Raw genomic sequence first — 26,307 nt, 5'->3', positions numbered from 1 at the left:
TGGCGCGAGGAACGCGGTAGCACCAGCGAACGTTTCTGCACTGACGTTGTAGGGTCACTGGATGTTCGACGTCACGCTGTTGCCGGTGCTCCGCGAGCTCGCCGAACGCGGCTCGGTGACCGCCGTCGCAGCAGCCACCCACCGGACGCCGAGCGCGGTCTCGCAGCAGCTCCAGACGCTGCAGCGCCAGGTCGGCGTTCCGCTCGTCGAACGTATCGGCCGCGGCGTCCGGCTCACCGAGCACGGCCGGGTGCTCGCCGGACTCGCGAACGGCGTCGCCACCGCGATCGCGACCGTCGACGCGGCCTGGCAGGAACACCTCGGCGGCGGATCGGGGACCGTCGACCTGGCGATCTTCCCGTCGGCGGCCGAGCTGCTGCTGCCGGGTCTCCTGACCCGGATGCGCGCCCACCCCGGCATCCGGCTGACCCTGTCGGACGTGGACGTCAGCGAGGGGGAGTTCGCCCCGCTCACCGCCGACCACGACGTCGTCGTAGGTCACCGGCCCGACGGTGCCGCTCCGGCCGGCCGGGCGGCGCTCGAGACCGTGCCGCTGCTGCGGGAACCGCTCGACGTCGCGTTGCCGCCCGGACACCGGCTGGCGGGCCACGACCGCGTGCACATCGACGAGGTCGTCGACGAGACCTGGATCGGCGTGCCGGAGGACTACCCGATCGACCGGGTGCTCACCGCGATGGCGGCGGCCACGGACACCCCGCCGGAGGTCGCGTTCCGCACGATCCACCTGCCCGTGATCGAGAACCTGGTGGCAGCGGGACACGGCGTGGCGCTCGTCCCGCGCTACACCTCCGGCACGCGAGCGCCTGGGCGCTTCCACCTGGCGGAGCTGGCGGACGTCCGCGCCGGCCGCCGGATCGAGGCGCTGGTCCGGCAGGACCGTGCGGTCCGTCCCGTGGTCCGCACCGTCCTGGAGGCACTGGTCGCCACCGCCCTGGACGTCACCGCCTGACGGCACCGGGCCGGCGCGCGGGGCGCGATCCGTGCCTCCCGTCCTGCGGTCTGCCGCTTCAGCGGACCTGGAAGGGTGTGCCGAGGGGCAGGAGCTTCGCCAGCGCGGTGATGTCGGCGTTGTGCATGCGGACGCACCCGTGCGAGGCGCCCGACCCGATGCTCGACGAGTCGTTGGTGCCGTGCAGCCCGATCTGACCGGGGCCGCCGCCGAAGGAGTTGAGGACGTCCGAGAACGCCGTCGTGCCGTACGCGTACGGGCCGTACCCGTCGTTCGTCGGCGCGAGGAGCTCCGTGAGCGCGAACCGCCCGGTGGGGGTCGGTGTGCCGCCGGTGCCGGTCGCGACCGGGTAGCTGTGCAGGACCGTCCCGTCCTTGTACAGGTCGAGCGTGTTCGTCGCCTCGGTGACGACGATCGCGTACGGCGTGCTGGACAGCGTCACGGCGCTCGTCGGCACCCAGCCCGTGCTGCCGTTCGGGCGCTGCGCGAGCTGCACCTGCGCCCAGCCGTCCCGCTGGTCCACCACCCGGAGGACGAGCGGAGCACCGGACTTCTGAGGGTTGGACAGGTGCTCCGTCACGGCGCCGGCCGGCTCGGCGCTCACGGGGACCGAGTCACCCGTGGCCGCGGCGACCGTGGTCGTCGCAGGGGCGTCGATCGCGTCTTGCGGGGCCGGTGAACCGGAGGCGCGCGGAGTGGGCGTCGCACTGGGAGTCGCCGCGACCGCGCTGTGGGACGGCGCCGGGGTCCCGGTGGACATCGTGCTGGTCACGACGATGGCGACGGCACCCGCGCACACGACGGCCACGGCGGCGGCGACCAGGGTCGCGCGCCGCCGTGGCTCGGTCGGGATGAACCGCAAGGTCAGCCGGTGAAGGTCGCCCGACCCGAGACCGGGGTCGCGACGGGTGCCACGGCCGGGTCGGCGGTCACGGTGATCGCGACCGAGGCGGTCTGCGCCGAGGAGGTCCCGACGAACACCAGCGTCCAGGCACCGGCGGTCGCGCCGGCCGGCAGGACGACGGTGCCGGTGATGTTGCCGTCGGCGTCCGCGGTCAGCGTTCCGGGCAGCTCGGTGCCGGACTGGCCCTGGGCGAGGGCGACACCGACGGTCTCGCCCGGTGCGAAGCCCGACCCCGTCACGGGGAAGCCGGTGCTGGTGGCCTGGCTGACGGTCAGCGACAGCGAGGTGCTCGACACCGCTGCGGTGGGCTGCGGGGTGAAGTACGTCGTGCTGTCGTCGATCACCAGGTCGGCGATGCCGGAGTCGGCGGGGACGGCGGCGCGCGCGGCGAACGTGCTCGCGGCCGATGCCTGCGGCAGGAGCTTCTCGACACCCTGTTCCGGTGCAGCCGAACGCGCGGCCGGGGTGTTGGTCGGCGCCGTGGTCTCGCTCGGAGCGGGCGTCTCGCTCGGAGCGGGCGTCTCAGTCGGTGCGGGCGTCTCGGTCGGTGCCGGCGTGGGCTCGTCGGTCGCGGGCGGCGTCGCGGTCGCGCCGTTCAGGACGACGGCGTACCCGAAGACGACGTCACCATCGGCCTGCAGCTGTGTCGCGAGCTCGTCGGTCGACTCCCCGCCGGCCCAGACGGTGTCGGCGCCCTGCAGGCCACCCGTCGTGTAGACGGTCTCCTCGACGAGGGTCGGTGAGCTCGCCTTCGCGACGAGGAGGCCGACCTCGGTGTCGCCACCGGCGTTCGCGGCCGCGTCGTCGATGAGTCCGGCGAGTGCGTTCGGGGCGACCGTGGACTGCAGCGGGTGCAGCAGCAGCACCGCGGAGCCGTCCTTCGCCGTGACGCCGTCGGCGCCGAACGATGCAACCTGGTCCAGGGAGGTCGCGTAGTCGCTCCCGTCCTGCTGGATGCCCAACCAGGACCAGCCGGCCGGGATCGCCGGCGTCGAGGAGTCGGTGTCGATGGCGGTGAAGTCGGCGGCGCTGTCGGCCCACGTGACCACGGAGGTGGCCGGCGCGACGGAGTCGTCCGCTGCGTTGGAGACGGTGGGGACGAGTGCGGCGGTGACGCCGAGCACGGTGGCGCCGACGGCGGCCGCGGCGATTCGGGAGCGAAGCACGGTGTGGAGTTCCATCCGGTCGTGAGGGACGCAGGGTGCATCTCCTGCGACGCCCCCCCGGCCTGAGTTGTACTCAGCTCGTCGAACCTAGCAGGAACCTGGGGATCGGCGGGAATCCCTGTCGGAAAACGCAGCACACCCGGCAGGACGGCCTGCCGGGTGTGCGTTCGACGTGCGGGTGTGCGGGTGCTCAGACCTCGAGGTGGTCGACGAGCTCGTCCGCGAGACCGGTGTAGGTCGCCGGGGTGAGGTTCGTCAGCCGGGCCTTCGCGCCGTCCGAGATGTCGAGTCCGTTCACGAACGCGACCAGGTCCTGCTGGCCGATGCGCTTGCCACGGGTCAGTTCCTTCAGCATCGCGTAGGGGTCCTCGATGTCGGACTGCCCGGCGGTGACCTCGGCGCGGATGACCGTCTGGATGGCCTCGCCGAGCACCTCCCAGTTGCCGTCGAGGTCCTCGGCCAGGCGCTGCTCGTTCACGGCGATCTCGCCGAGCCCGCGACGGAGGTTGTCGAGCGCGAGCAGCGAGTGCCCGACCGCGACACCGACGTTGCGCTGCGTGGTGGAGTCCGTCAGGTCGCGCTGCAGGCGGCTCGTGACGAGGGTCTCCGACAGGGTCGAGAAGAGCGCCGACGAGATCTCGAGGTTCGCCTCCGCGTTCTCGAAGCGGATCGGGTTGATCTTGTGCGGCATCGTCGACGAGCCCGTGGCACCGGCGACGGGGATCTGCGTGAAGTACCCCATCGAGATGTAGGTCCACACGTCGGTCGCCAGGTTGTGCAGGATCCGGTTCGCGTGACGGATCCGGTCGTAGAGCTCCGCCTGCCAATCGTGCGACTCGATCTGCGTGGTGAGCGGGTTCCACGTCAGGCCGAGGCCCTCGACGAACTCGCGGCTGAGCGCGGGCCAGTCCGCCTCGGGATCCGCGGCGAGGTGTGCCGAGAACGTGCCGGTCGCGCCGGAGAACTTGCCGAGGTACTCGCCGCCCTCGATCTGGGCGAGGACGCGCTCCAGGCGGTACACGACCACCGCGAGCTCCTTGCCGAGCGTCGTCGGGGTCGCGGGCTGCCCGTGCGTGTGGGACAGCATCGGGACGGCGCGGAGCTCCGTGGCGACCTCGGTCAGACGGGCGACGACGGCCTTGCACGCGGGCAGCCAGACCTGTTCGACGGCGTCCTTGATCGTCAGCGCGTAGGAGAGGTTGTTGATGTCCTCGCTCGTGCAGGCGAAGTGCGTCAGCTCGGCGATGGCGTCGAGGCCGAGGTCGGAGAGTCGACGGCGCACGAAGTACTCGACCGCCTTGACGTCGTGCCGGGTCGTCGCCTCGATCTCCGCGAGCTCGGCGATCTGCGCCTGGCCGAAGTCGGTGACGACGGCGCGGAGGGCGGCCTTGTCGTCGACGGACAGCGGCGACGTGGTGAACATCGCGTGGTCGGTGAGGAAGACGAGCCACTCCACCTCGACGGTGATGCGGGCACGGTTCAGGCCGGCCTCGGAGAGGTGCTCGCCCACCGTGTGCACGACCGGGTAGTACCGCCCGTCGAGGGGGCTGATCGGCTGCGGGGGAAGGGGGGTCATGGTGCTCCCTGGCGGACGGCCGGTTCGATCTGGTGGAAGAGTGCTCGGCAGGCCCGTTCGACCGTGCTGAGGACCCGGTCGAACTCGTGCCGGTCCGCGTAGTACGGATCCGGAACGTCGGCCTGCTCGGGCCAGGCGTCGTCGTACCGCAGCAACAGCGTCACCTTCGCGGCGTCGTCCATCGTGGGTGCCCATGAGCGCAGGATGCGTTCGTGGGAGCGGTCGAGTGCGACCACCAGGTCGAGTTCCGGGAACCGGTCCGGGTCGAACTGACGGGCGCGATGCCTGCTGCCATCGTATCCGCGCGCCGCGAGTGCTGCGATCGTGCGCTCGTCGGCGGGTTCACCCACGTGCCAGTCACCCGTGCCGGCCGACTCGACCTGGAACTGCTCGGTCAGACCGGCGTCCTCGACGATCTTCGCGAAGACGATCTCGGCCATCGGCGACCGGCAGATGTTCCCGCTGCAGACGAACGAGACGCGGAACGACGGTCCGGTCACGCGCGCTGACGGTTGAGGACCGGGCGGACGAAGAGCCCGATGAGCCACGCGAAGACGGCGAGCACGAGCGCGCCGACGACACCCCAGCCGAACGAGTCGACCTGCAGGCCGAAGCCGATCGCGGACGAGATCCCGGCGACGATGAGCAGCAGGATGGCGTTCACGACGAGGGAGATGAGACCGAGGGTCAGGATGTAGATCGGGAACGCCACGATCCGGATGAGCGTGCCGATCACCGCGTTGACGAGTCCGAAGACGAACGCGACGAGCAGGTAGGTGAGGACGGTCGCGATCGCGCCGCCGTCCCCGAAGGCGATGACGGAGACACCGCTGACGATGAGCGTGGTGAGCCACAGCGCGACGGCGTTGATGACGAGGCGGACGAGGAATCGCATGCACCCATGATGCCCGGGACCGGCCGGTTACGCTTGCGAGGTGACTGTGCACATCCGCCCCGAGATCGCATCGCTGCCCGCCTACAAGCAGGGCCGACAGGCCGCGGCGGACGCGTTCAAGCTCTCCAGCAACGAGAACCCGTTCCCGCCACTGCCCGGCGTGATCGAGGCCGTGCAGGCGCAGACGGCGTACAACCGCTACCCGGACGCCTCGGCGCTCGCGCTGCGGGCCGAGCTCGCGAACCGTTTCGGGACGACCGTCGACGAGGTCCACATCGCCCCTGGCAGCGTCGCGATCCTGCACGAGCTCGCCAAGGCCACGTCCGGCCCTGGTGACGAGATCGTCTACGCGTGGCGGTCCTTCGAGGCGTACCCGGGCGTCGTCACCGTGGCCGGTGCGACGAGCGTGCAGGTCCCGAACCGCGCAGACGGCGGGCACGACCTCGACGCCATGGCGGCCGCGGTGACCGATCGCACCCGCATGGTGATCGTCTGCACGCCCAACAACCCGACCGGGCCGATCGTGACCGCGGCCGAGTTCCAGGCGTTCATGGGCGCGGTTCCGGAGTCCGTACTGGTCGTCCTGGACGAGGCCTACGCCGAGTTCGTCACCGACCCCGACGCCGTGCACGGTGTCCCGCTGCTGGAGCGCCACCCGAACCTCGTCGTGCTCCGCACCTTCTCGAAGGCGTACGGCCTCGCCGGCCTCCGTGTCGGGTACGCGCTCGGACCGGCATACGTCCTCGACGCCGTCCGCGCGTGTGCCATCCCGCTCAGCGTGACGGCGCAGGGCCAGGCGGCAGCGCTCGCCAGCCTGGAGCGCGAGGACGAGCTCCTGGCGCGCGTCGCCGAGCTGGCCGAGCGCCGGGACACCATCGTCACGGAGCTGCGCGCCCAGGGCTGGGACGTCCCGGACGCCCAGGGCAACTTCGTGTGGCTCGCGACGGGGGAGCGCACGGGGGTCGCCGCCGAGCGGTTCGAGCAGGCCGGGATCATCGTCCGGGCGTTCGCCGACGAAGGCGTCCGCATCTCGATCGGCGAGCACGAGGCTGTCGACAAGCTCCTCGAAACGGCGCGTTCGCTTGTCGGGGGACTCACAACGGCGCCAGGAACCCGGACGCTACGCTGACCCGCATGTCCTTCCACGCCGCGGCTCCCGCGACGACCACCATCCGGCTCCTCGACTCAGAGGGCCGGTTCGTGGAGACCGACGAGAACGCCGAGTACGCCGCCGCCGCGCGGGCGATCCCGGACGAGACCCTGCTGGCGATGCACCGTCGCATGGTCATCACCCGTCGGTTCGACCACGCCGCCCACAACCTCCAGCGCACGGGCCAGCTCGGCCTGTGGGTGCCGAGCCACGGACAGGAAGCGGCGCAGGTCGGCTCGGTGTTCGCGCTCCGCCCGCAGGACCACGTGTTCCCGTCGTACCGCGAGCACGCCGTCACGATGACCCGTGGTGTCGAGCCGATGGAGATCATCAGCCTGTACCGCGGGCTGACCCACGGCGGCTGGGACCCGGACGAGCGCGGCAACACCCACATCTCGACGCTCGTGATCGGCTCGCAGACCCTGCACGCGACCGGCTACGCGATGGGCATGCGGCTCGACGGCGACGTCGGCACGGGCGACGCGGACCGCGACGCCTGCTCGATCGTGTACTTCGGCGACGGCGCCACCAGCCAGGGTGACGTGAACGAGGCGTACGTCTTCGCCGCGTCCTACAAGGCACCGGTCGTCTTCTTCCTGCAGAACAACCACTGGGCCATCTCGGTCCCGGTGTCGGTGCAGTCGCCGACACCGCTGGTCGACCGGCCCCGCGGCTTCGGCATCCCTGCGATCAAGGTCGACGGCAACGACATCCTGGCGTCCTACACGGCGAGCGTGGTCGCGACCGACCACGCCAGGAGCGGACAGGGCCCGGCGTTCGTCGAGGCCGAGACGTACCGCATCGGTGCGCACACCAGCTCCGACGACCCGACCCGCTACCGCGGCGACGACGAGCTCGCGAGCTGGGTCGAGCGCGACCCGATCGCCCGGTCAGAGGGCTACCTCCGCAGCCGTGGCGTCACCGACGCCCAGCTCGCCGAGTTCGACGCAGAGGGCGAAGCCGTCGCTGCCGACATCCGCACGCGCACCCCGCAGCTCGTCGCGCCGCCGATGCAGGTGATGTTCGACCACGTCTACCGCGAGCCCCACCCCAGGATCGACGAGCAGCGCGGGTGGCTCGAAGCGTACGAAGCCGACCAGGACGGAGCCTCGCACGCATGAGCACCACCGAGCAGCTCTTCGACTACACGCTGCGCTCGCACCCGGGCGCCGGCGAGGTCCCGACCGACCCGACCCCGACGCTCCCGATGGCCAAGGCGCTCAACGCCGGACTGGCCGCCGCGATGCAGGCGGACGACAAGGTCCTGCTGATGGGCGAGGACATCGGCCGCCTCGGCGGTGTCTTCCGCATCACCGAGGGCCTGCAGGAACGCTTCGGCGACACCCGCGTGATGGACACCCCGCTCGCCGAGTCCGGCATCATCGGCACCGCGATCGGCCTGGCGCTCCGCGGCTACCGGCCCGTCATCGAGATCCAGTTCGACGGGTTCGTCTGGCCCGGCTTCGACCAGATCACGTCGCAGCTCGCGAAGATGGCGAACCGCCTCCCCGAGCACATGTCGCTGCCGATCGTCATCCGCATCCCCTACGGCGGGCACATCGGCGCGGTGGAGCACCACCAGGAGTCCCCGGAGACGTACTTCGCGCACACCCCGGGCCTGCGCGTGGTGAGCCCGAGCACGCCGAACGACGCCTACTGGATGATCCAGGAGGCGATCGCGTCGAAGGATCCCGTGATCTTCATGGAGCCCAAGTCGCGGTACTGGCCGAAGGGTCAGGTCGACCTGGTCGACGGGCACGTGCCGATGCACACCACCCGCGTCGCCCGCACCGGCACCGAGGTCACGCTCGTGGGCCACGGCGCCATGGTCGCGACGCTCATGCAGGCCGCGGACATCGCCGAGGGTGAGGGGACGAGCTGCGAGGTGGTCGACCTCCGCTCGATCTCGCCGATCGACTGGGAGCCGCTGCTGGCATCCGTCCGCAAGACCGGCCGGCTCGTCATCGCGCAGGAAGCCTCGGGCTTCGTGAGCGTGGGCAGCGAGATCGCCGCGACGGTCGCCGAGCGGACCTTCTACACCCTGCAGGCCCCGCCGCTCCGGGTGTCCGGGTTCGACATCCCGTTCCCGGTCTCCAAGCTCGAACACCTGCACCTGCCGGACGCCGACCGCGTCCTCGAGGCCGTCGACCGCGCCCTCGCCTACTGACCCGGACCATCCCCGCACGACCGACCGACGAAGGAGCCGACGTGGCCGTCGCCGAATTCCCCCTCCCCGACGTGGGTGAAGGCCTGACCGAGGCCGAGATCGTGCAGTGGCGCGTGGCGATCGGCGACGACATCGCGGTGGACCAGGTCCTCGTCGAGATCGAGACCGCCAAGTCCCTCGTCGAGCTGCCGTCGCCCTTCGCGGGCAAGGTCACCGGGCTGCTCGTCAGCGAGGGCGACACGGTCGAGGTCGGCAAGCCGATCATCCGGGTCGAGTCCGACGCGCACGTCCCGTCGGCGTCCGGCCCGTCGGCACAGCCGGGAGGCTCGGTTCCGGTCGCCGACGCTGCTCCGGTCTCACCCGATGTCACGCCCGCCATCCCGACGCCTCCGGCGCCGCCTGCGGCCTCGACGCCCGCAGCACCGGCTCCGGAGCCCGCCGCGCCCGCTCCCGCCCCTGCAGCCCCCGCCTCCCCGATCCAGGCCGCCGACGGCGCCTCGGTCATCGGCACCGACGAGTCCTCCGGCGCCGTCCTCGTCGGCTACGGCTCCGCGACCAGCGCACCGTCGCGCCGGAAGCCGGGCGCCCGCCGGGCCGCAGCCGTCGCTGCGGAGGCGAGCCGTGCCTCCAGCCGGGAAGCCGACCTCGACCTGGTCACCGACGACGGCGAGGCGACCACCGCCGACGCCGTCGCCGAGCAGGGCAAGCGTCCAGCGCGCCCGTCGAGCGTCCCCGCCTCCCTGGCGCTGCCGGTGATCGCGAAGCCGCCGATCCGGAAGCTCGCGAAGGACCTCGGCGTCGACCTCGCCACCGTCGTCGCGACCGGGCTCGCCGGCGAGGTCACCCGCGACGACGTGATCCGCCATGCGACGCAGGCCACCGTCTTCCGCAACATCGAGACGCCCGAGTGGGGCGACGTCCGCCAGGAGACCATCCCGGTCAAGGGCGTCCGCAAGGCGATCGCGACCGCGATGACCACGTCGGCCTTCACGGCGCCGCACGTCTCCCTGTTCGTCGACGTCGACGCGACCCGCACCATGGAGTTCGTCAAGCGGCTGAAGTCCTCGCCGACGTTCGCCGGGGTCAAGGTGTCGCCGCTGCTCATCATGGCGAAGGCCGTGATCTGGGCGGTCCGCCGCAACCGTTCGGTCAACTCGTCGTGGACCGACCGCGAGATCATCGTGCACCACTTCGTGAACCTCGGCATCGCGGCGGCGACCCCCCGCGGGCTCATCGTGCCGAACATCAAGGACGCGCAGGACATGTCGCTCCTCGAGCTCGCGAAGGCGCTCGAGCAGATGACGCTCACGGCGCGTGACGGCAAGACCAGCCCTGCCGAGATGGCCGACGGCACGATCACCGTGACGAACATCGGGGTGTTCGGCATGGACACCGGCACGCCGATCCTCAACCCGGGGCAGGTCGCCATCGTCGCGATGGGCACGATCAAGCCGAAGCCGTGGGTCGTCGACGGCGAGGTCCGCTCGCGCATGGTGACCACGATCGGTGCCTCGTTCGACCACCGCGTGGTGGACGGCGACGTCGCGTCGCGGTTCGTGCACGACGTGGCCTCGGTGCTCGAGGAGCCGGCGCTCCTGCTCGACTAGGGCTGCGCGCGCGTGACGTCTCCCGGGAAATGTCCTTGGAGCCCCGCGCGGAAGAGGCGCACTGCGAGGACGGCGTCGAGGGCCAATGAGTTCGCGTCCTGTTCGCTCCCCGCTGCGAGCGCAGTCGACACGAAGACCTCCGTTCCCTCGCTGGTGACCGCTTCGAAGAGCGCGCACACGCCGAGGACGGCACCCCACCGGTCTCGGTCGACGCCCGGGTCGAGGACCGCGGAGACGGCGATCGCGGCGCGGGTCGCATCGGCGCGCGATGCGTTGACGAGCACCCAGGCGAAGTCGTAGAGGTCCTTGTCCGCCCGCCGCCAGTACGCCGCCGCCCCCTTCGCTGCGAGGTACCCGCCGAGATCGGTCATCCGGACCTGCTCGCCGAGGACGCTCGCGACGGAGGCGTCACGGAGTGCCGGGCCGGGACCGCGGAGGTTGTTCACGCTGAGCGTCGCGACCCCCGGCAGTGCGATCTCCTGGTCGAGGTCGTCGGCGACGTCGGTGAGGAACTCGACCACCACCGGGAAACCGTCGACGTCGACCATCCAGCGCCAGCCCACGTTCGGGGAGACCGGCACGAACCCGGCCCGCGCGAGGGCCCGTTCGAGCCACGCGTAGTCGTCGTCTTCGCGGTCGTACTGGAGGCCGATGTCGAGGAGGAGATCGACGTCGTTGGTGCCCTGGTGCGGCTCGTCGGCTTCGACGAGGTACTCGGGGACGAGCCCGCCGATGAGCACGAGCTCGGTCGAGCGGTCTCCGGCTGCGTGGAGCAAGGCTGCGAGCGCGGACTCCGCGAGCCGCCGTGCCCCGCTGTCACGTGCACGCTCCGGGCCGCTCACCCGAACACCGCCAGTTCCGTCGACCGGTACACCTCCGCGGCCTCTCGTTCGCGCTCCGAACCAGCGAGCAGATCGGCGTAGACACGGACCGCCGACGCCGTCCGACGGCCATCGACGAACCGGCTCGTCCGGGCGACCTGGTACGGAGCGGGGCTGAGACGGATCCGGCCACCGTCGGCCGGGAGCATCTGGGCTCCGGCGGCCGCGGCGCCGAGTGTCTCCTGGTCCGTCTCGACGTACGCGGTCACGGGCCTCGCGCCCGTCAGCATCGGACGGACGAGCTCTGAGGCCGTGCTGCCGGTGAGGATCAAGCCGGTGCCGAAGGCCGACGCGAGTCGCTGTTCGATGCGCGACGGGTCACGGTCGAGGGTGTGGAACGACACCCACGTCGCGGCACGTGTGCTCTCCCATCGGCTCCACGAGTCCAGCAGTCCGGCCGCATCGGCGACCGCGCGGCTCCGCGGTTCCGGCCCGGGCTCCGTCCACGCCGACGAGTCGAGCCCGGCGAGGGTCCCCGCCACCGACCCGAGTGATCGGCCCGAGAGGCTCGACAACGTCTCGACGTCGGCGACCCGCGGCCGCCCGTCCTCCCACGCGGCACCGTTCGCGACGATGTCGAGCAGGACCTCCGTGATCTCCGCACGTGCGTTGGACCATCGGAACTCCCGGATGCGTGGCGAGGTATCTGCTCGCGCGCTCCGTTCGACCCAGATCGTGCCGATGTGCAGGGAGGCCGCACCGTCGAGCGTGAACCAGGAGATGCCCAGTTCGGCGAGCAGTCGCCGCGAGCCGTCGGACATCGCCTGTGCACAGACGATCAGCACCGTGTCACCGCCCTGGTCAGCTGCAGGGCCCCGACCGAGCGCGGCGGCGACGTCGCGCGGGTACCCGAGCCCTGCCCATCTGAGGTCCAGTTGCACGCGCGCGCCGTCCGGGAGCAGCGCCGACGGCTGCCCGTCCTGCGTTGCGGTGATGTCGAGAGCGCCGGGCGGCAGCGTGCGCCGGAACTCGCGCAGCAGCATCTCTTCAGTGATCGACACGTTTTCACTGTACAGTGAAAAAGCATCCCCGAATGAAAAACCCCTCGGTCGACTTCGGCCGGTCCGACGGATCGTCGCGTGGTGTTCACGCGGATGTCGGTGGTCGGAGAGATGATCATCACATGGTCCACCAGCTCCTGAGCGCCCCGCAGGAGATCCGAACGGATCGCCTCGTCCTGACCCCCGTGACACCGGCCGACATCGACGCCGTGCACGCGATCTACGCCGATGCCCGGACCTGGACCCACCTGCCCTCCGGTCGACACGTGTCGCGCGAGCAGACGCAGGACCTCGTCCAGCGGAAGATCGGCGGGCGGGTCCGGCACGGGCTCGGGTCGTGGACGATCCGGCACGACGGCGTCGTGATCGGGGTGGGCGGCGTGGACATGACCGCGGGTGGGGTGTGGAACCTCGGGTACCGCCTCGCACCGAGCGCGTGGGGCCACGGCTACGCGACCGAGATCGCTCGGGCGGCCGTCAGTGCTGCGCTCGAGACCGCCCCGGGAACGCCGATCACCGGACGGGTGCTGACGAACAACCCCGCCTCCGCGACGGTGCTCGCCCGCGGCGGGTTGTCCCTCGTGTGGCAGGGCTCCACCGCCGCGCCGACGCCGAGCGGTGTCGAACGGCAGGTCTGGGCCGATCGTGCGCTGACCGACGCCCAGTACGACTGGCTCGTCGCGAACGCCTGACGGCCCGCGTCAGCGTCGCCGGCGGAATCGTTCGTCGGTCCAGTGATCGAGTGCGCGGAAGTGGGCCGATGCCGGGCGGACTGGACCCGTTGTCTGCGCACTCGATCGTTCCGGCGCCGGTACCGGCCCCGGCCCCGGCGCGGTGCGGGGGCGCGGCCCGCGTCAGCGTCGCCCTGGGCCGAGGGTGACGACGAACGCGCCGGCGACGGTGGCGAGCACGAGCAGCACGCTGCCGAGGGCCCACGCCGCCGAGCAGCAGGTCAGCACGACGACCGCGACGAACACCGCGATCCCCAACACGGCCACGCGCATCGCCGTGATCGCCGAGCGGTCGTTCATCCGTGCACCACGCCAGGAGCGGTGAGCAGGACGTCCGCCTCGTGCGGGAGCTCGTTCGACACGGACCACTGCACGGTGTTCCAGTCGTGGCCACTGCCCGGTGCCGATGCCACCCTCGTGCGGATCCCGGCCGCCCGTGCCGCCGACCCGAGGTGCTGGGCGGACCGGACGAACTCGCCGTCCGTGGACCCCGCGGTCAGCCACACCGACGTGTCCGAGTACGGGCGGTTCGCGGCCATCAGCGCACCCGGTGCGGCGGCTCGCCAGCGACTCAGGGAGCCGCCGAACGCCTCGTCGGCGCTGTTCTGCGGTGAGCGGTCGATCGGCTGCGGTTCGCTCGAGATCGCGAGAGCAGCGCTGAACTGGTCGGGGTGCCCGGCGAGGAACTGCATGGCACAGGTCGCCCCCTGCGAGAACCCGACGAGCCCCCACCCGCGGCGGTCGGTCGTGACGCGGAGGTGCGACGTGATCCAGTCGGGGACGTCCCGCGTGATGTAGGTCGCGGCGTTGCCGATGGTCGAGTCCACGCACATCGTGTTGTGCCCGGGAACGGCGAGCTGGTCGGCCGACACGACGATCGGCGCGATCCCGTGGTGGGCGGCGGCGTAGGCGTCCAGTGTGGTCGCGAGGCCGCCGACGGTGAACATGTCGCTTGGTGAGCCCGGCTGGCCGGACAGGGACACGATGACGGGCAGCGGCGGCGGGTCGGCGGTGCGGGCCGCCGGCGGCAGGTACACGACTGCGGGGCGGGCGGGGAAGCCGGACTCGCGGCCGGGGATCCGCACGGTGCCGACCAGGCCGGTGGCGGGCATCGTCGCGGGCGGAGCCCACCGTCCGGCCGCACCGGCCGTACCGGCCGTACCGGCCGCACCGGCCGCGCCGACGCCGGACGTGCCGGCGCCGGCCGCCGCCCCGACAGCGCCGGTCTCGGCACCCAGGTCGAGTGCCGGGAACGGATCGGTCTGGACGAGCGCGTTCAGCGTCGGGTACGCGGCGTAGTCGACGTTCACGCCGAGCGCGGGCACGAGGAGTGCGAGGGGGACGAGCACCGCCGCGAGGACACGTCGGACCCGTCCGCCCTGCACGAGACCGACGGCGGCCAGCCCGAGCCCGGCGAAGGCGAAGGCCACCCACATCCGCGTCACGTCGGTCAACCGCACATCGAAGGCGTTGAGGAGGTCGCCGACCACCCAGCAGGCGAGGAGCCCGACGAGCCCACCGCCGACGGCGCCGAGCGCACGGAACCCGGTCCGGCGCCAGGCAGCGCGGTCTGGCCACCTACCCCCGCCGCCTCCGTCGCGCCCGGTCGACCGGAACGCCGGCAACGCCACGAGCAGGACGAGCACGACGAACACGACGTCGGCCGGCACGAGCTTCGTCGGTACCTGCAGCCGCGTGCCCATCAGCCAGTGGAACGGGTCCGTCACGAACGTGCTCCGGCCGCCGCGCGGTGTGCCCGGCCGAGTTCGAGCAGGTGCCGCGGGCGGAACCCGGGGACGTACGCACTCGCGAGCGCCCGTGCCACCCGTGGGACGTGCAGGGGCGTCGGGACGACCAGCCACAGGGGCTCGTGCGCTGCACCGAACTTCTCCTTGAAGCGCTGGAGCGAGCGGAACCCGTAGACCGGCTCGAGGACCCGCGAGACGAGCAGCGAACCCCGGTCGAGCACCCCGCGTGCCGTCGGGTCGTGCGCGGCGAGCGGCGTCCCGGAGAGGCTCAGCATGGTCAGCCCGGCCTCGCGGGAGCGCAGGGCGGTCCTGGCGATCAGGAACTCGATCACGCCGGGCATCCCTGAGTCCCCGCGACGCATCACGTCGAGCGTGTAGCCGATGAGTGTCCCGTGCGCGTACACCGGCAGCCAGCTCGTCACCGCGACGACCCGCTCCTCGGCGTCGACGGCGAGCGCGAGACGGACGTCCGGGTCGTCGAGCTCCCGGAACCCGCCGAGCGTGAACCCCATCTCCGGCAGCCGACGATCGGCAGCCCAACGGGTGCAGATCGCCTCGACCTGTGCGCGCTGCTCGGCGTCGAGCGCTTCGAGGCGGGTCCACTCGTCACGCACACCCTCGCGATCGGCGCGGTTCGACGCGGTGCGCAGGTCCTGTCGGCGCTTCCCGCGCAGGTCGAACGTGGTGACGTCGAGCACGGCTTCGACCCCGACGGGCAGCGCGGTCCACCCCTCGGCAGCCAGGACCTCCCGCACCGGTGCGTGCACGCTCGTGAACGCCGGCGTCCAGCCGTTCTGGTCGCAGTGCACGACGAACCCCGCGATCACCGCGGCACGGTCGTCGGCACAGCACACCGGGTCGGAGACGGTGAGTGCGACGTCCCCGCGGACCCGGTAGGCCACGGCGCCGAGCCCCTCGGGGTGCGACCAGACGGCGTTGCCCCGCCAGGTCCCCATGTGCCCGAGGGTCCCGGCGTCGCCGTCGCGGAGCATCGCCACGAGGTCGGTCGTGCTGGTCGCCGCGCGGAACCGCCCCCTGACCAGGCGGTCGCGGAGCAGCAGGACGGCGAGGAGCACCCCGGCCGGCACGACCCACGCACCGATGAGCGTGATCTGCCACTCGATCTCGTCGAGTCCGAGGCCCTGCCACTGCAGCGCGTCGGCGGTCATCGGTTCGATGACGAACGCGTCCGCCAGCACGGCGGTGACCACCACGAGCACGGTCACCGCCACGACGACGCCGGCCCGCCGACCGTGCGACACGAGCCAGGCCGCGAGCAGCAGGAGCGCACCGACCAGCACGACGGCCCGGTCGGTCATCGCGTCGGCGAACGGCGAGAGGACGCCGTCCGGATCGGGGACGACGAGCGTCACGAGCGATCCGGAGCCGAGGGCCGCGAGCGCGGCCGTGACGACGGTGCGGACCGACAGCGGGTCCCGACGGGCCGGACGGGAGGCTCGACCCAGCACGAGCGCGCCGCTCGCCACCCCGAGCAGCGCGGCCAGGGCGCGGGCCACGTCCGACCCGTGGCCGGCGAAGAGCAGCAGGGTGATGGTCACCGTCCAGAGGACCGTGCGGACGCGCCAACGGCGCTGCGTGGGCAGCGCAGCGGAGGACGCGGCGAAGAGCGCCACCGCGACGGTGCTCGGCGCCATGAGCTGCTGCCCGTGGGCGACCTCGGCGTGGGCCTCACCGAGGGCGGCGCCGACCGTGACCGCGACCCGGGTGAGGAGGATCGCGACGGTCGGGACCACGAGTCCCACGACGATCGTCCGGACCGATCCGATCGCGCGCTCGGACACCGCCGTCGCGACGAGCAGGGCGAGCAACGCGACGCACGCCACGGGCGGGTGGTGCGGGAAGTCCGGCTCGGACCCGTTCAGCCGTGCGGCGGCGACGAGCGCGACGGTCACGGCCGTGACGACGACGGTCACCGGGTACCGACGGAGCCGAGCGACGAGGGGAGTGATGCGCACCCTTGCATCACAGCGGATCAGCGCGCGGGGGACATCGACCCGCGGGCTGAACCGCGCTGGCCGGTCGGCCATCCCGGGCTGGCCGTCGGATCAGGCGGTCGGGGCCGGGGGCAGGTGCTCGACGGGCAGCCGGAGGTGCAGTGCGAACCCGCCGTCGTCGGTCGGACCGCTCTCGAGCGAGCCCCCGAGCAACGACGCACGCTCGCCGAGCCCGATCAGTCCGAGGCCGGATCCGGGGAGTTCGAGCCGTGCGCCCCGTGCCGGCCCGTTGGACACGCGGACGTCCACGTCACCGTCCTCGACGAGCCCGGTGACGTGGACGGCGGCGTCGGGGGCGTGCTTCCGGACGTTAGTCAGTGCCTCCTGCACGAAGCGGTACACGGCGCGCTGGACCGGCTGCGCGAGGGTCTCCGGCAGGGCGACGTCCGTACGGGTGTCCAGTCCGGAGTCGTCGATGAGCCGCTGCAGGTCGGCGAGCACCGGCTGCGGAGCGATCTCGCGGTCCGTGCCACCCGATGCGCGCAGGACCTGGACCATCTCGCGCAGCTCCTGCAGGGTCACGACGCACAGCTGCCGGATCGTCCGTGCGAACCCGCGTTCGGCCTCGTCCCTGCCCGCCATCTGCATCCCGCCCGCCTGGACCGCGATGAGCGTGACCTGGTGCGAGACGACGTCGTGCATCTCGCGCGCGAGCAGGGCCCGCTCCCGTGAGAGCGCCACGGCTGCCGCCTGCCGGCGTTCGTCCGCCCGGGCGGCGTCGCGTTCCACCAGGCGCTCGGTGAGGCTGGCGCGGGTCTGCACCAGGAGCCCGATCGAGATCGGGCCGAGCGCGAAGATGAGCGCGTAGATGATGGACACGACGATGTCGTCCAGCGTCTGCGGTGGGCCGACGAACCCGCTGAAGCCGACGAACTCGACGACCGCGGCGAGGAGCATCACCCACCGCCGCTGGGTGCGCGCGCCGATCGTGAACAGCGCCACCGCCGAGGCGACCACCGCCGAGCCGATGAAGAGCCCGGGAAGGGTCAGCGCGAACGCGGTGACGGGGAGCCGGCGCCGGAGGAGCAGCGCGGCGGCGGCCACCAGGGACATCGCGGTCTCGAACTGCGTCGCTCCCGAGATGTCGAGGACGGCGTCCGCGACGGCGGCGGCGACGAAGAAGGCGTCGACCAGCCACCACGGTGCCCGGTGCGCGCGCACCCAGCGCAGGCCGGCGTCGACCGCCGTGTCGAGCCTCCCGTCGGTCGCCCTGACGAGCCGCCGGATTCCTCGTGCGCTCACGTGAGCAGGCCAGCGGCTGCGGCGCGGAGCGCGAGCTGGACGCGGCTCGTGACGCCGAACGCGGCGAGGAGGCCGCGGACGTCCTCCTTGACGGTGCCGGTGCTCACACCCAGGTGGGCGGCGATCTCCGGGTTGCTCGCGCCGTCGGCGAGGAGCCGGAGCACCTCGCGCCCGCGATCGGAGAGCGGCGGCGAGGCGACCGGTTCGGACGTCTGCGCGAAGAGCCGGGTCCGGTCGAGCCCCGGGGCGAGCACCACGCCACCGGCGGCGAGCACGCGGACGTACTGCGCGAGGTGCTCGGGGTCGGTGTCCTTGAGCAGGAAGCCCGCTGCGCCGAGCTCCATCGCGCGGCCCAGGTGCTCCGCGGCGTCGAAGGTCGTGAGCATCGCGACCGCAGGGGGGTCCGGCATCGCCGTGATCCCGGCGAGCAGGTCGAGGCCGCTGATCCGGGGCATCCGGACGTCGAGCAGGACGACGTCGGGGTGGTGCTCGGCGACGATCGACAAGGCGTCGGTGTCGTTGCCGCTCGCCACGACCTCGATGTCGTCGGCGGCCCCGAGGATGAGCCCGAAGCCGTAGCGGACGAGCCCCTCGTCGTCGATGATCACCACGGATGTCACGGCGACATCCTGGCAGCTTCCGATGGAGCGTCCCAGAGGGCCCCCTCGGGGATCGGTGAGAATCCGTCCACATGTCGCGTTCTGTCATGCACATCGACTGGACGGTCACGACTCGCTAGTGTGATGGCAACTGGTCATGTCCGCCCATGACCAGCTGCCGAACCACCGCGATGGAGCACGAGGAGCCGATGACGACCCGCATCACCGAAGGAGCCGAGCCCAAGCACCAGCAGCTCCGGCGCATCCTCCTCGAACTCGCGACGGTGCGACTCGCTCCTGGTGCGGCGATCCCGTCCGAACGCCAGCTCATCGCGGAGTACGGCGTCTCCCGGATCACCGTGCGCGAGGCGCTCGGGCAGCTCGTCAACGAGGGGTACCTGGAACGGGTCCGCGGCAAGGGCACCTTCGTGGCGCACCGGCCCGTGCAGTCGACGCTGCACCTGGCGTCGTTCACCGAGGAGATGCGGGCGATGGGGCACGTACCGACGACGGTCGTGCTGGTCCGCGAAGAACGAGTGCCGCCGGCCGACACCGCCGCTGCGCTCCGTCTGGGTGACACCGACACGGCGTACCACGTGAAGCGCCTGCGCATGGCGGACGGGGCGCCGGTGTCCATCGACGACGCCTGGCTCTCCGCGGGGGCGTTCCCCGGGCTGCTCGAGCACGACCTGTCCGGGTCGGTGTACTCGATCGTCGCGAACGAGTACGGCCTGCCGATCGACCGCGCGCAGCAGACGGTCGCGGCGAAGCCGGCAGCGGACGACGTCGCCACGCTGCTCGGCACGAAGACCGGCGCACCCGTGCTCGAGTTCGACCGGGTGTCGTACTCGCGGGACCGCCCGGTCGAGCACGCGATGAGCTGGTACCGGTCGGACCGCTACCGCGTGCAGATGGAGGTCACCGCGACGCAGTCCGTCGTGTAGCCGCTGCCCGCTGCCCGCTGCCCGCTGCCCGCTGCCCGCTGCCCGCGCTCGCTGCTCGCTGCCCGCTGCCCGCGCTCGCTGCCCGCGCTCGCCCGGACCGCGAAAGCGACAGGCTGCCGCGAAACATCGGCGGCAGACTGTCGCTTTGGCGAGGGGGTCGTGCGGGCTCGGCGGCGAACTGTCGCTTTGGCGAAGGGGTCCCGGCGGGGGTCAGACCTCGAAGAGGGTGTCGCCCTCGGTGACCGTGGTGCCGACGGCGCCCTGTGCGATCGAGTCCGGGGCGGAGCCGAGCACGACGACGGGGCACACGGGGGAGTAGCCGGCCCCGGTGATCGTCGCCGGAGCGAAGCGGACGACGGGGTCCCCGGCGGCGACGGTGTCACCCTCGGCCGCGAGGAGCTCGAAGCCCTCGCCCGACATCTTCACGGTGTCGATGCCGACGTGCACGAGCACGTCCGTCCCCGCAGTGCCCTGGAGCGCGAAGGCGTGCGGGTGCAGCTTCACGATGGTGCCGTCGACGGGTGCGACCGCGGTGACCGTGCCCTCGACACCGGTCGGGTCCACCGCGACACCGGCACCGACGAGCTGCCCGGCGAACACCGGGTCCGGCACGTCGGCGAGAGCGACGACCGGCCCGGCGAACGGCGTCAGGACTGCGGTCACAGCTCGTCCTGGATGTCCTGCGCGAGGTTGTCGGCGATCGGACCGACGATGACCTGCCAGCCGGTACCGCCACCGACGACGGCCTGGGCACCGGCGGCCTGGAGCGCGCCCTTGTCGACGAGGTCACCGTCCTCGACCTCGACGCGGAGGCGTGTGATGCAGCCCTCGACCTCTTCGATGTTGTCGGCACCGCCGAGCGCGGCGATGATGTCGGCAGCCTTGATGTCGGCCATCTGTTTCCTCCTCGTTAAGGGTGCGCGTCCAGGTTGACATGCCGTGCGCGGTCATCGACACTACGTACTGGTCATGACCGGACAGGACCGGACCTGGCGATACCGCCGAGGTTACCTGCGCCGGCTGCGCGACTCAACTCACCCCGACCAGCTCCACCCAATGACGAGAGGAACTCCGATGAGCACGACTGCTGCCACGGATGTGCCGGAGAAGAAGACGCCGAAGAAGCAGAGCAAGCTCTTCGCCAACGCCCAGCGGCTCGGCCGGAGTCTGCTGCTCCCCATCGCGGTCATGCCCGCGGCGGGCATCCTGCTCCGACTCGGCCAGTCCGACATGCTCGGCGCCATCCCCGGCTTCGAGAAGGGCGCCACGATCATCGCGGCCGCCGGCAACGGTGTGTTCACCTGGCTGCCGCTGCTCTTCGCGGTCGGCATCGCGATCGGCTGGGCGAAGAAGTCCGACGGCACCACGGCGCTCGCCGCGGTCGTCGGCTACATGGTCATGTACCAGGTCTTCGCGGCGATGTCGCCGATCGTGCTCGCCGGGGTGAAGGACGCCAACGGCGCCCAGGCGACGATCAACTTCGGCGTCCTCGGCGGCATCGTGATGGGTCTCGTCTCCGCGTGGCTCTGGCAGAAGTTCCACCGCACGAAGATGCCCGACTTCCTCGGGTTCTTCTCCGGTCGTCGCCTCGTGCCGATCCTGACCGCGGTCGCCGGTCTGATCATCGCGGTGCTCATGTCCTTCGTGTACCGCTACTTCGACATCGCGCTGACCGCAGCCGGCCAGGCCGTCGCGGACAACGCCGTCATCGGTGGTGGCATCTTCGGGTTCGTCAACCGCATGCTCATCCCGATCGGCCTGCACCAGCTGCTCAACTTCTTCCCGTGGTTCCAGCTCGGCAGCTTCACGACCGGTGGCGTGACCTACCACGGTGACATCGCGCGCTTCCTCGCGGGTGACCCGACCGCCGGCATCTTCCAGACCGGCTTCTTCCCGATCATGATGTTCGCGCTGCCGGCCGGTGCGCTCGCGATCTGGCGCAACGCCAAGCCGCAGAACCGCAAGCTCGTCGGCGGCATCATGCTCTCCGCCGCGCTGACCTCGTTCGTGACGGGCATCACCGAGCCGCTCGAGTACTCGTTCATGTTCGTGGCGTTCCCGCTCTACATCATCCACGCGGTGCTCACGGGGACGTCCCTGGCGCTCGTGAACGCGCTGGGCATCCACGACGGGTTCTCGTTCTCGGCCGGGGCGATCGACTTCGTGCTGAACTTCGGCAAGGCGGACGGGGCGATCTGGCTCATCCCGATCGGCCTCGGCTACGCGGTGATCTACTACTTCCTCTTCGGCTGGGTGATCAGGAAGTGGAACCTGCGGACGCCGGGCCGCGAGGACGACACGATCGCGGAGAACACGATCGAGGCGGCCACCAAGGCGTAGGTCGCGACCATCGGTCGGACAGGAGGCACGGTGCCAGCTGGCACCGTGCCTCCCGTCCGTCTCTGCGCACGTTCCTTCCCATCGCGACCGGAGTCGAAAGCGGAATCGCGCGTGGGTGGCCGGAAATTCAAGCCTGCTACGCGCGAAACGACCTCCCACGCGCGAATCGCCCCCCCGACGCGGAGACCCAAGACTGATACCGGTTTTGACAATCGTTATCATCAACGGCTAGCGTTGGCGACATGCACAACCGCCTCATCGCCCTGCCGCTCGTCGCCGGCGCCGCCGCGCTCGCCCTGACCGGCTGCGCGACCTCCTCCGCGTCCACGAACGACAGCGGTGACGACACGATCAAGGTCGTCGCCTCCACGAACGTCTACGGCTCCCTCGTCGAGACCATCGGCGGCGACCACGTCGACGTCACGAGCATCCTGAACGACCCCTCGCAGGACCCGCACTCGTTCGAGTCCAGCGCCAAGACGCAGCTCGCGGTGTCGAAGGCCGACCTCCTCATCGAGAACGGCGGCGGGTACGACGACTTCATGACGACGCTGTCGGACTCCTCGAAGACCAAGGCCGACACGATCAACGTCGTGAAGCTCTCCGGCCTCGACAAGGGCGGCGACGCGGAGTTCAACGAGCACGTGTTCTACAGCTACCCGACGATGGTCAAGCTCGTCGCCGACGTGTCGAAGCGGCTCGGCACGCTCGACAGCGCGGACAAGGCGACGTTCGAGAAGAACGCCGAGGCGCTCACGTCGAAGCTCGAGGACCTCGAGTCGCAGACCGCCGACCTGAAGAAGCAGTACGACGGCGAGAAGGTGACGTACACCGAGCCGGTCCCCGGGTACCTCTTCGACGCGATCGGCCTCGACAACGTCACGCCGGACGACTTCTCCGAGGCGATCGAGGAGGGCGACGACGTCCCGCCGGCAGCGCTCAACGACACGCTGAAGCTCTACTCGAGCCACACCGCGAAGCTGCTCGCGTACAACGAGCAGACCTCGAGCCCGGAGACCGAGCAGGTCAAGAAGGCCGCAGAGGACAACGGTGTGCCCGTGGTCGGTGTCACGGAGACGCTCCCGAAGGGGAAGAATTACGTCTCGTGGCAGCAGGCGAACATCGACGCGGTGCAGGCGGCGCTGGCGAAGTGACAGCGGTCCAGCCCCGACAGGACCGGTCCCAGCCCCGACGGGACCCGCGAACCGCCACTGCCGAGCGCAGTGGCGGTTCCGCCGTGCTCGCGCTCCGCGACGCCGGCCTGTCCTACGGCACCCGCAAGCTCTGGGACGGCCTCGACCTCGACGTCGCGCCGGGGGAGTTCCTCGCGGTCCTCGGTCCGAACGGTGCCGGCAAGACGAGCCTGCTGAAGACCGTGCTCGGGCAGCAGCGGCTGACCGGTGGCACGATGTCGTTCCTCGGCCAACCCGTCCGCCGCGGGCACCGGAAGATCGCCTACATCCCGCAGCAGCGTCTGATGGAATCCGGTACACCGCTCCGCGCACGGGACATGATCGCGCAGGGCGTCACCGGGTCCCGCTGGGGCATCCGGCCGGAGCGGAAGGCCGAGCGGGAACGGATCGACCGCATCATCGACGAGGTCGGTGCCACCGCGTTCGCGGACGCACCCGTCGCCGAACTGTCCGGCGGCGAGCAGCAGCGCACCCGGGTGGGGCAGGCCATCGCCGCCGACCCCGCACTGCTCCTCTGCGACGAACCCCTCATCTCCCTCGACCTGCGCCACCAGCGCGGTGTCACCGAACTCATCGACCGGCAGCGCCGCCAGCGGGGCGCCGCGGTGCTCTTCGTCACGCACGACGTGAACCCGATCCTCGACGTGGTCGACCGGGTGCTCTACATCGCCGGTGGTCGGTTCCGCATCGGATCGCCGGACGAGGTGCTCCGCGCCGACGTGCTGAGCGACCTGTACGGCACCCCCGTCGACGTCGTCCGGACGATGGGGCGCATCGTGATCGTCGGCGCGAACGACGCCCGCGACCACCACTGCGACCCGGACCCGCACGCTGCGGCGCCGGACGAAGGGCGGATCTGATGGACGTCTGGTCGACGATCTTCTCGTTCCAGGACTACGGCGAGCTCCTCGCGCTCGTGCAGAACTCGATCATCGCGGGTGCGGTGCTCGGCGTCGTCGGCGGACTCATCGGCCCGTTCGTGGTCGCGCGGAACATGCCGTTCGCGGTGCACGGCATCAGCGAGCTCTCGTTCGCCGGCGCCAGTGCGTCCCTGCTGCTCGGGGTGAACGTCGTGACGGGCTCGCTCGTCGGTTCGGTCATCGCGGCGCTCCTCATCGGGCTGCTCGGCTCCCGGGCGCGCGACCGCAACTCGATCATCGCGGTGCTGATGCCGTTCGGGCTCGGCCTCGGGATCCTCTGCCTGGCGCTCTACAAGGGCCGCGCAGCCAACAAGTTCGGGCTGCTCACCGGGCAGATCGTCTCGGTGGACCAGCCCCAGCTGCAGTCGCTCGTCGTGATCAGCGCGATCGTCGTCATCGCCCTGCTGGTCATCTGGCGCCCGCTGATGTTCTCGTCCGTCGACCCGGACGTCGCGGCGGCGGCCGGTGTCCCCGTCCGCACCCTGGCGCTCGTCTTCATGCTGCTGCTCGGGCTCGCGACCGCGGTCTCGGTGCAGATCGTCGGCGCGTTGCTCGTGCTCTCGTTGCTCGTCACACCGGCTGCCGCGGCACTCCGGCTGACGGTGCACCCCGTCCTGGTCCCCGTGCTGAGCATGGTGTTCGCGGTCGTGTCGGTCGTCGGTGGCATCCTGCTGGCACTCGGCGGTGGTCTGCCGATCAGCCCGTACGTGACGTCGATCTCGTTCGCCATCTGGGTGGTGTGCCGGATCCTCGGTGCCCGGAAGGAACGACGTGGTCGCGACCGGGTCGCGGTCCGCGACGAACACGACACGACCGCGGCGCCGTCGCGTCGCACGGAAGGAGTGAACGCGTGAACGCCGTCCAGAAGCCCAAGCGCAACACCTGGCAGCGCGAAGCCGTCCGCGGCGCGCTCGACTCCACCGAGGGGTTCGTCAGCGCACAGGCGCTGCACGCGCACCTCCGCGAAGGCGGCTCGACGATCGGCCTGGCCACGGTCTACCGGGCCCTCGCGGACCTCGCGACCGAGGGGGATGCCGACTCGCTACAGCAGGACGGCGAGTCGCTGTACCGGGCGTGCACGACGGACAAGCACCACCACCACCTGATCTGCCGGAACTGCGGTCGGACGGTCGAGATCCAGGCCGACCCGGTCGAGCAGTGGGCGCAGCAGGTCGCCGCTGAGCACGGCTTCACGAACGCCAGTCACGTGGTCGACATCTTCGGCGAATGCGCAGCGTGCACGGCAGCACACGGTAACGCGTCCGCGTAGCGTCCACGCCATGTACGTGATCCTGGTGCCGGGCTTCTGGCTCGAAGCGGACGCGTGGGACGAGGTGCTGCCCGTCCTCCGCGAGGCCGGTCACTCCGTCGAGGCCCTCACCCGCGACGGCGACACGCTCGACGAGCAGGTGGCGGCGATCGTCGAGCGAATCGACGACGTCGCGACCGCGGACGAACCGGTCGCGCTCGCCGGGCACTCCGGCGCCGGGCCGATCGCGTACATGGCCGCAGACCAGCGTCCGTCGCTCGTCGGGCACCTGCTCTACGTCGACACCTTCCCCGGTCCGGCCGGCGGCTGCGTCAACGACGAACTGCCGGTCGTCGACGGCGTCGTACCGCTGCCGCCCTGGGACTTCTGGGAGCCGGCGACCACACGGGGGATGACGCCGGAACTCCGCGCCGCCTTCGAGCACCGTGCGATCCCGGAGCCCGCTCGACTGCCCGTCGACCGGTTCCACTACGACGACGCTGCACGGCACACGATCCCGGCGACGGTCGTCACGTGCGAGATCCGACCAGAGGAGCTCGCCGCCATGGTCGCCGACCACCAGGCGTGGGCGGCCGAGCTCGTCGCGACCGAGGAACTCACCATCGTCGGTCTCGACACCGGCCACTGGCCGATGTTCACGGCGCCGAGGCAGCTCGGCGAGTTGCTGGTCCACGCGTTGGCACCGAGACCCGCGGACGGTCCGTAGCCGACCGGGAGGCCGTGCCTCCGTCCGCGACGCAGGTGCGGCCGGTAGACGTGACCACCTGCAGGGCTGCGGTCGCGTTGCGGGGCCGGCCCGGGCCTCCAGTCCGGAGGCCGACTTGCGACACGCCCGGCCGTCCCGTAATGTGGATGGCTGGTCCGCGCCTGCGCGGGCCCAGTTGTTCAGCCCTCCTGCCGTCGCGAACGCCGCGGCCGGATCGGGCGGCACGCACACCCCCCTCGCAGAACCACCGTCGGTGGCGACGCGCGTGCGTGCCAGGCAAGT

28 protein-coding genes are annotated in these 26,307 nt (G+C 71.3%); 14 read left to right on the top strand and 14 right to left on the bottom strand.

Features of this window, described 5'->3' with window-relative positions; genetic code table 11:
• The first annotated feature begins 61 nt into the window (after positions 1 to 61).
• Complete coding sequence (locus ACEN9V_RS09635) at positions 62 to 970, top strand: LysR family transcriptional regulator (RefSeq protein WP_413600112.1); 909 nt, start codon at positions 62 to 64, stop codon at positions 968 to 970.
• A gap of 58 nt (positions 971 to 1,028) precedes the next feature.
• Here ACEN9V_RS09635 and ACEN9V_RS09630 read toward each other — a convergent pair whose 3' ends face one another.
• Entirely contained in the window at positions 1,029 to 1,574 is a 546-nt protein-coding gene (locus ACEN9V_RS09630; protein WP_413600111.1) for a L,D-transpeptidase family protein, read from the bottom strand.
• Between the two features lie 91 nt (positions 1,575 to 1,665).
• Here ACEN9V_RS09630 and ACEN9V_RS09625 point away from each other — a divergent pair, with 91 nt between their 5' ends.
• Positions 1,666 to 1,845 carry a hypothetical protein gene (locus tag ACEN9V_RS09625; protein WP_413600110.1) on the top strand — a complete coding sequence of 60 codons (180 nt, stop codon included), beginning with the start codon at positions 1,666 to 1,668 and terminating at the stop codon, positions 1,843 to 1,845.
• Here ACEN9V_RS09625 and ACEN9V_RS09620 read toward each other — a convergent pair.
• The 4 genes from ACEN9V_RS09620 to ACEN9V_RS09605 form a co-directional block, all read right to left on the bottom strand.
• Positions 1,835 to 3,040, bottom strand: coding sequence for a hypothetical protein (locus ACEN9V_RS09620; RefSeq protein WP_413600109.1), 1,206 nt, complete (start codon positions 3,038 to 3,040; stop codon positions 1,835 to 1,837). The genes ACEN9V_RS09625 and ACEN9V_RS09620 overlap by 11 nt on opposite strands.
• A gap of 190 nt (positions 3,041 to 3,230) precedes the next feature.
• Positions 3,231 to 4,616, bottom strand: a complete 1,386-nt coding sequence (gene purB / locus ACEN9V_RS09615) for an adenylosuccinate lyase (RefSeq protein ID WP_413600108.1) — start codon at positions 4,614 to 4,616, stop codon at positions 3,231 to 3,233.
• Positions 4,613 to 5,056, bottom strand: coding sequence for a low molecular weight protein-tyrosine-phosphatase (locus ACEN9V_RS09610; RefSeq protein ID WP_402728317.1), 444 nt, complete (start codon positions 5,054 to 5,056; stop codon positions 4,613 to 4,615). The genes purB and ACEN9V_RS09610 overlap by 4 nt, the downstream gene beginning before the upstream one ends.
• A 56-nt stretch (positions 5,057 to 5,112) precedes the next feature.
• On the bottom strand, positions 5,113 to 5,511 hold the full coding sequence (locus ACEN9V_RS09605) for a phage holin family protein (RefSeq protein ID WP_281266689.1): 399 nt from the start codon (positions 5,509 to 5,511) through the stop codon (positions 5,113 to 5,115).
• Positions 5,512 to 5,557: 46 nt separating this feature from the next.
• On the opposite strand from ACEN9V_RS09605, the gene hisC reads away from it, so the two are divergent.
• The 4 genes from hisC to ACEN9V_RS09585 all read left to right on the top strand — a co-directional run bounded on the left by hisC (position 5,558) and on the right by ACEN9V_RS09585 (position 10,435).
• Complete coding sequence (gene hisC, locus ACEN9V_RS09600) at positions 5,558 to 6,640, top strand: histidinol-phosphate transaminase (RefSeq protein ID WP_413603048.1); 1,083 nt, start codon at positions 5,558 to 5,560, stop codon at positions 6,638 to 6,640.
• 5 nt (positions 6,641 to 6,645) lie between these two features.
• Positions 6,646 to 7,782 (top strand): thiamine pyrophosphate-dependent enzyme, encoded by a 1,137-nt coding sequence (locus tag ACEN9V_RS09595; RefSeq protein ID WP_413600107.1) that lies wholly within the window; start codon positions 6,646 to 6,648, stop codon positions 7,780 to 7,782.
• An 86-nt stretch (positions 7,783 to 7,868) separates the two neighbouring features.
• On the top strand, positions 7,869 to 8,828 hold the full coding sequence (locus tag ACEN9V_RS09590) for an alpha-ketoacid dehydrogenase subunit beta (RefSeq protein WP_281267659.1): 960 nt from the start codon (positions 7,869 to 7,871) through the stop codon (positions 8,826 to 8,828).
• A gap of 41 nt (positions 8,829 to 8,869) precedes the next feature.
• Positions 8,870 to 10,435, top strand: a complete 1,566-nt coding sequence (locus ACEN9V_RS09585; RefSeq protein ID WP_413600106.1) for a dihydrolipoamide acetyltransferase family protein — start codon at positions 8,870 to 8,872, stop codon at positions 10,433 to 10,435.
• Here the strand turns inward: ACEN9V_RS09585 and ACEN9V_RS09580 are convergent.
• Positions 10,432 to 11,211, bottom strand: coding sequence for a hypothetical protein (locus ACEN9V_RS09580; protein WP_413600105.1), 780 nt, complete (start codon positions 11,209 to 11,211; stop codon positions 10,432 to 10,434). The two genes, ACEN9V_RS09585 and ACEN9V_RS09580, sit on opposite strands and share 4 nt — an antisense overlap.
• A 62-nt stretch (positions 11,212 to 11,273) precedes the next feature.
• Positions 11,274 to 12,317 (bottom strand): hypothetical protein, encoded by a 1,044-nt coding sequence (locus ACEN9V_RS09575; protein ID WP_413600104.1) that lies wholly within the window; start codon positions 12,315 to 12,317, stop codon positions 11,274 to 11,276.
• A 122-nt stretch (positions 12,318 to 12,439) separates the two neighbouring features.
• On the opposite strand from ACEN9V_RS09575, the gene ACEN9V_RS09570 reads away from it, so the two are divergent.
• Positions 12,440 to 13,009, top strand: a complete 570-nt coding sequence (locus tag ACEN9V_RS09570) for a GNAT family N-acetyltransferase (RefSeq protein WP_413600103.1) — start codon at positions 12,440 to 12,442, stop codon at positions 13,007 to 13,009.
• 162 nt (positions 13,010 to 13,171) lie between these two features.
• On the opposite strand, the gene ACEN9V_RS09565 is transcribed toward ACEN9V_RS09570, so the two are convergent.
• From ACEN9V_RS09565 to ACEN9V_RS09545, 5 genes are all read right to left on the bottom strand, one after another.
• Positions 13,172 to 13,348 (bottom strand): hypothetical protein, encoded by a 177-nt coding sequence (locus ACEN9V_RS09565; protein ID WP_413600102.1) that lies wholly within the window; start codon positions 13,346 to 13,348, stop codon positions 13,172 to 13,174.
• Positions 13,345 to 14,775, bottom strand: coding sequence for an alpha/beta hydrolase (locus tag ACEN9V_RS09560; protein WP_413600101.1), 1,431 nt, complete (start codon positions 14,773 to 14,775; stop codon positions 13,345 to 13,347). Before ACEN9V_RS09560 ends, ACEN9V_RS09565 begins: the two co-directional genes overlap by 4 nt.
• Positions 14,772 to 16,772 (bottom strand): bifunctional lysylphosphatidylglycerol flippase/synthetase MprF, encoded by a 2,001-nt coding sequence (locus ACEN9V_RS09555; RefSeq protein WP_413600100.1) that lies wholly within the window; start codon positions 16,770 to 16,772, stop codon positions 14,772 to 14,774. The genes ACEN9V_RS09560 and ACEN9V_RS09555 overlap by 4 nt, the downstream gene beginning before the upstream one ends.
• A 90-nt stretch (positions 16,773 to 16,862) precedes the next feature.
• Entirely contained in the window at positions 16,863 to 18,053 is a 1,191-nt protein-coding gene (locus ACEN9V_RS09550; protein WP_413600099.1) for a sensor histidine kinase, read from the bottom strand.
• Positions 18,050 to 18,673: a response regulator gene (locus ACEN9V_RS09545; protein WP_402727927.1), complete on the bottom strand. Its 624-nt coding sequence runs from the start codon at positions 18,671 to 18,673 to the stop codon at positions 18,050 to 18,052. The genes ACEN9V_RS09550 and ACEN9V_RS09545 overlap by 4 nt, the downstream gene beginning before the upstream one ends.
• Before the next feature lie 146 nt (positions 18,674 to 18,819).
• On the opposite strand from ACEN9V_RS09545, the gene ACEN9V_RS09540 reads away from it, so the two are divergent.
• A complete protein-coding gene (locus ACEN9V_RS09540; protein WP_413600098.1) occupies positions 18,820 to 19,596 on the top strand; it encodes a GntR family transcriptional regulator in 777 nt (258 codons plus the stop codon).
• A 210-nt stretch (positions 19,597 to 19,806) separates the two neighbouring features.
• Here ACEN9V_RS09540 and ACEN9V_RS09535 read toward each other — a convergent pair whose 3' ends face one another.
• Both ACEN9V_RS09535 and ACEN9V_RS09530 read right to left on the bottom strand, forming a co-directional pair.
• On the bottom strand, positions 19,807 to 20,259 hold the full coding sequence (locus tag ACEN9V_RS09535; protein ID WP_413600097.1) for a PTS glucose transporter subunit IIA: 453 nt from the start codon (positions 20,257 to 20,259) through the stop codon (positions 19,807 to 19,809).
• Entirely contained in the window at positions 20,256 to 20,492 is a 237-nt protein-coding gene (locus tag ACEN9V_RS09530; RefSeq protein ID WP_144761695.1) for a PTS transporter subunit EIIB, read from the bottom strand. Before ACEN9V_RS09530 ends, ACEN9V_RS09535 begins: the two co-directional genes overlap by 4 nt.
• A gap of 178 nt (positions 20,493 to 20,670) precedes the next feature.
• On the opposite strand from ACEN9V_RS09530, the gene ACEN9V_RS09525 reads away from it, so the two are divergent.
• The 6 genes from ACEN9V_RS09525 (at position 20,671) to ACEN9V_RS09500 (ending at position 26,025) form a co-directional block, all read left to right on the top strand.
• On the top strand, positions 20,671 to 21,936 hold the full coding sequence (locus ACEN9V_RS09525; RefSeq protein WP_402727929.1) for a PTS transporter subunit EIIC: 1,266 nt from the start codon (positions 20,671 to 20,673) through the stop codon (positions 21,934 to 21,936).
• Positions 21,937 to 22,178: 242 nt separating this feature from the next.
• Entirely contained in the window at positions 22,179 to 23,090 is a 912-nt protein-coding gene (locus ACEN9V_RS09520) for a metal ABC transporter solute-binding protein, Zn/Mn family (protein ID WP_413600096.1), read from the top strand.
• 83 nt (positions 23,091 to 23,173) lie between these two features.
• Positions 23,174 to 23,989 carry a metal ABC transporter ATP-binding protein gene (locus tag ACEN9V_RS09515; protein WP_413600095.1) on the top strand — a complete coding sequence of 272 codons (816 nt, stop codon included), beginning with the start codon at positions 23,174 to 23,176 and terminating at the stop codon, positions 23,987 to 23,989.
• A complete protein-coding gene (locus ACEN9V_RS09510; protein ID WP_413600094.1) occupies positions 23,989 to 24,903 on the top strand; it encodes a metal ABC transporter permease in 915 nt (304 codons plus the stop codon). Before ACEN9V_RS09515 ends, ACEN9V_RS09510 begins: the two co-directional genes overlap by 1 nt.
• Positions 24,900 to 25,319 (top strand): Fur family transcriptional regulator, encoded by a 420-nt coding sequence (locus ACEN9V_RS09505; protein WP_413600093.1) that lies wholly within the window; start codon positions 24,900 to 24,902, stop codon positions 25,317 to 25,319. Before ACEN9V_RS09510 ends, ACEN9V_RS09505 begins: the two co-directional genes overlap by 4 nt.
• Positions 25,320 to 25,329: 10 nt before the next feature.
• Positions 25,330 to 26,025 (top strand): alpha/beta fold hydrolase, encoded by a 696-nt coding sequence (locus ACEN9V_RS09500; RefSeq protein WP_413600092.1) that lies wholly within the window; start codon positions 25,330 to 25,332, stop codon positions 26,023 to 26,025.
• Positions 26,026 to 26,307: the final 282 nt, after the last annotated feature.

Source organism: Curtobacterium sp. Curtsp57 (assembly GCF_047324335.1).
Taxonomy (GTDB): domain Bacteria; phylum Actinomycetota; class Actinomycetes; order Actinomycetales; family Microbacteriaceae; genus Curtobacterium.
Note: the sequence above shows the minus strand (reverse complement) of the source record. Positions and strands in the feature narration are given on the sequence as shown.

Bases quoted from the DNA above. Each gene is read 5' to 3' on its own strand.
- ACEN9V_RS09570 (WP_413600103.1), top strand. From the start codon at position 12,440: ATGGTCCACCAGCTCCTGAGCGCCCCGCAGGAGATCCGAACGGATCGC.
- ACEN9V_RS09510 (WP_413600094.1), top strand. From the start codon at position 23,989: ATGGACGTCTGGTCGACGATCTTCTCGTTCCAGGACTACGGCGAGCTC.
- ACEN9V_RS09565 (WP_413600102.1), bottom strand. From the start codon at position 13,348: ATGAACGACCGCTCGGCGATCACGGCGATGCGCGTGGCCGTGTTGGGG.
- ACEN9V_RS09590 (WP_281267659.1), top strand. From the start codon at position 7,869: ATGGCCAAGGCGCTCAACGCCGGACTGGCCGCCGCGATGCAGGCGGAC.
- ACEN9V_RS09530 (WP_144761695.1), bottom strand. From the start codon at position 20,492: ATGGCCGACATCAAGGCTGCCGACATCATCGCCGCGCTCGGCGGTGCC.
- ACEN9V_RS09610 (WP_402728317.1), bottom strand. From the start codon at position 5,056: ATGGCCGAGATCGTCTTCGCGAAGATCGTCGAGGACGCCGGTCTGACC.
- ACEN9V_RS09595 (WP_413600107.1), top strand. From the start codon at position 6,646: ATGTCCTTCCACGCCGCGGCTCCCGCGACGACCACCATCCGGCTCCTC.
- ACEN9V_RS09525 (WP_402727929.1), top strand. From the start codon at position 20,671: ATGAGCACGACTGCTGCCACGGATGTGCCGGAGAAGAAGACGCCGAAG.
- ACEN9V_RS09635 (WP_413600112.1), top strand. From the start codon at position 62: ATGTTCGACGTCACGCTGTTGCCGGTGCTCCGCGAGCTCGCCGAACGC.
- ACEN9V_RS09500 (WP_413600092.1), top strand. From the start codon at position 25,330: ATGTACGTGATCCTGGTGCCGGGCTTCTGGCTCGAAGCGGACGCGTGG.
- purB (WP_413600108.1), bottom strand. From the start codon at position 4,616: ATGACCCCCCTTCCCCCGCAGCCGATCAGCCCCCTCGACGGGCGGTAC.
- ACEN9V_RS09520 (WP_413600096.1), top strand. From the start codon at position 22,179: ATGCACAACCGCCTCATCGCCCTGCCGCTCGTCGCCGGCGCCGCCGCG.
- ACEN9V_RS09605 (WP_281266689.1), bottom strand. From the start codon at position 5,511: ATGCGATTCCTCGTCCGCCTCGTCATCAACGCCGTCGCGCTGTGGCTC.
- ACEN9V_RS09540 (WP_413600098.1), top strand. From the start codon at position 18,820: ATGACCAGCTGCCGAACCACCGCGATGGAGCACGAGGAGCCGATGACG.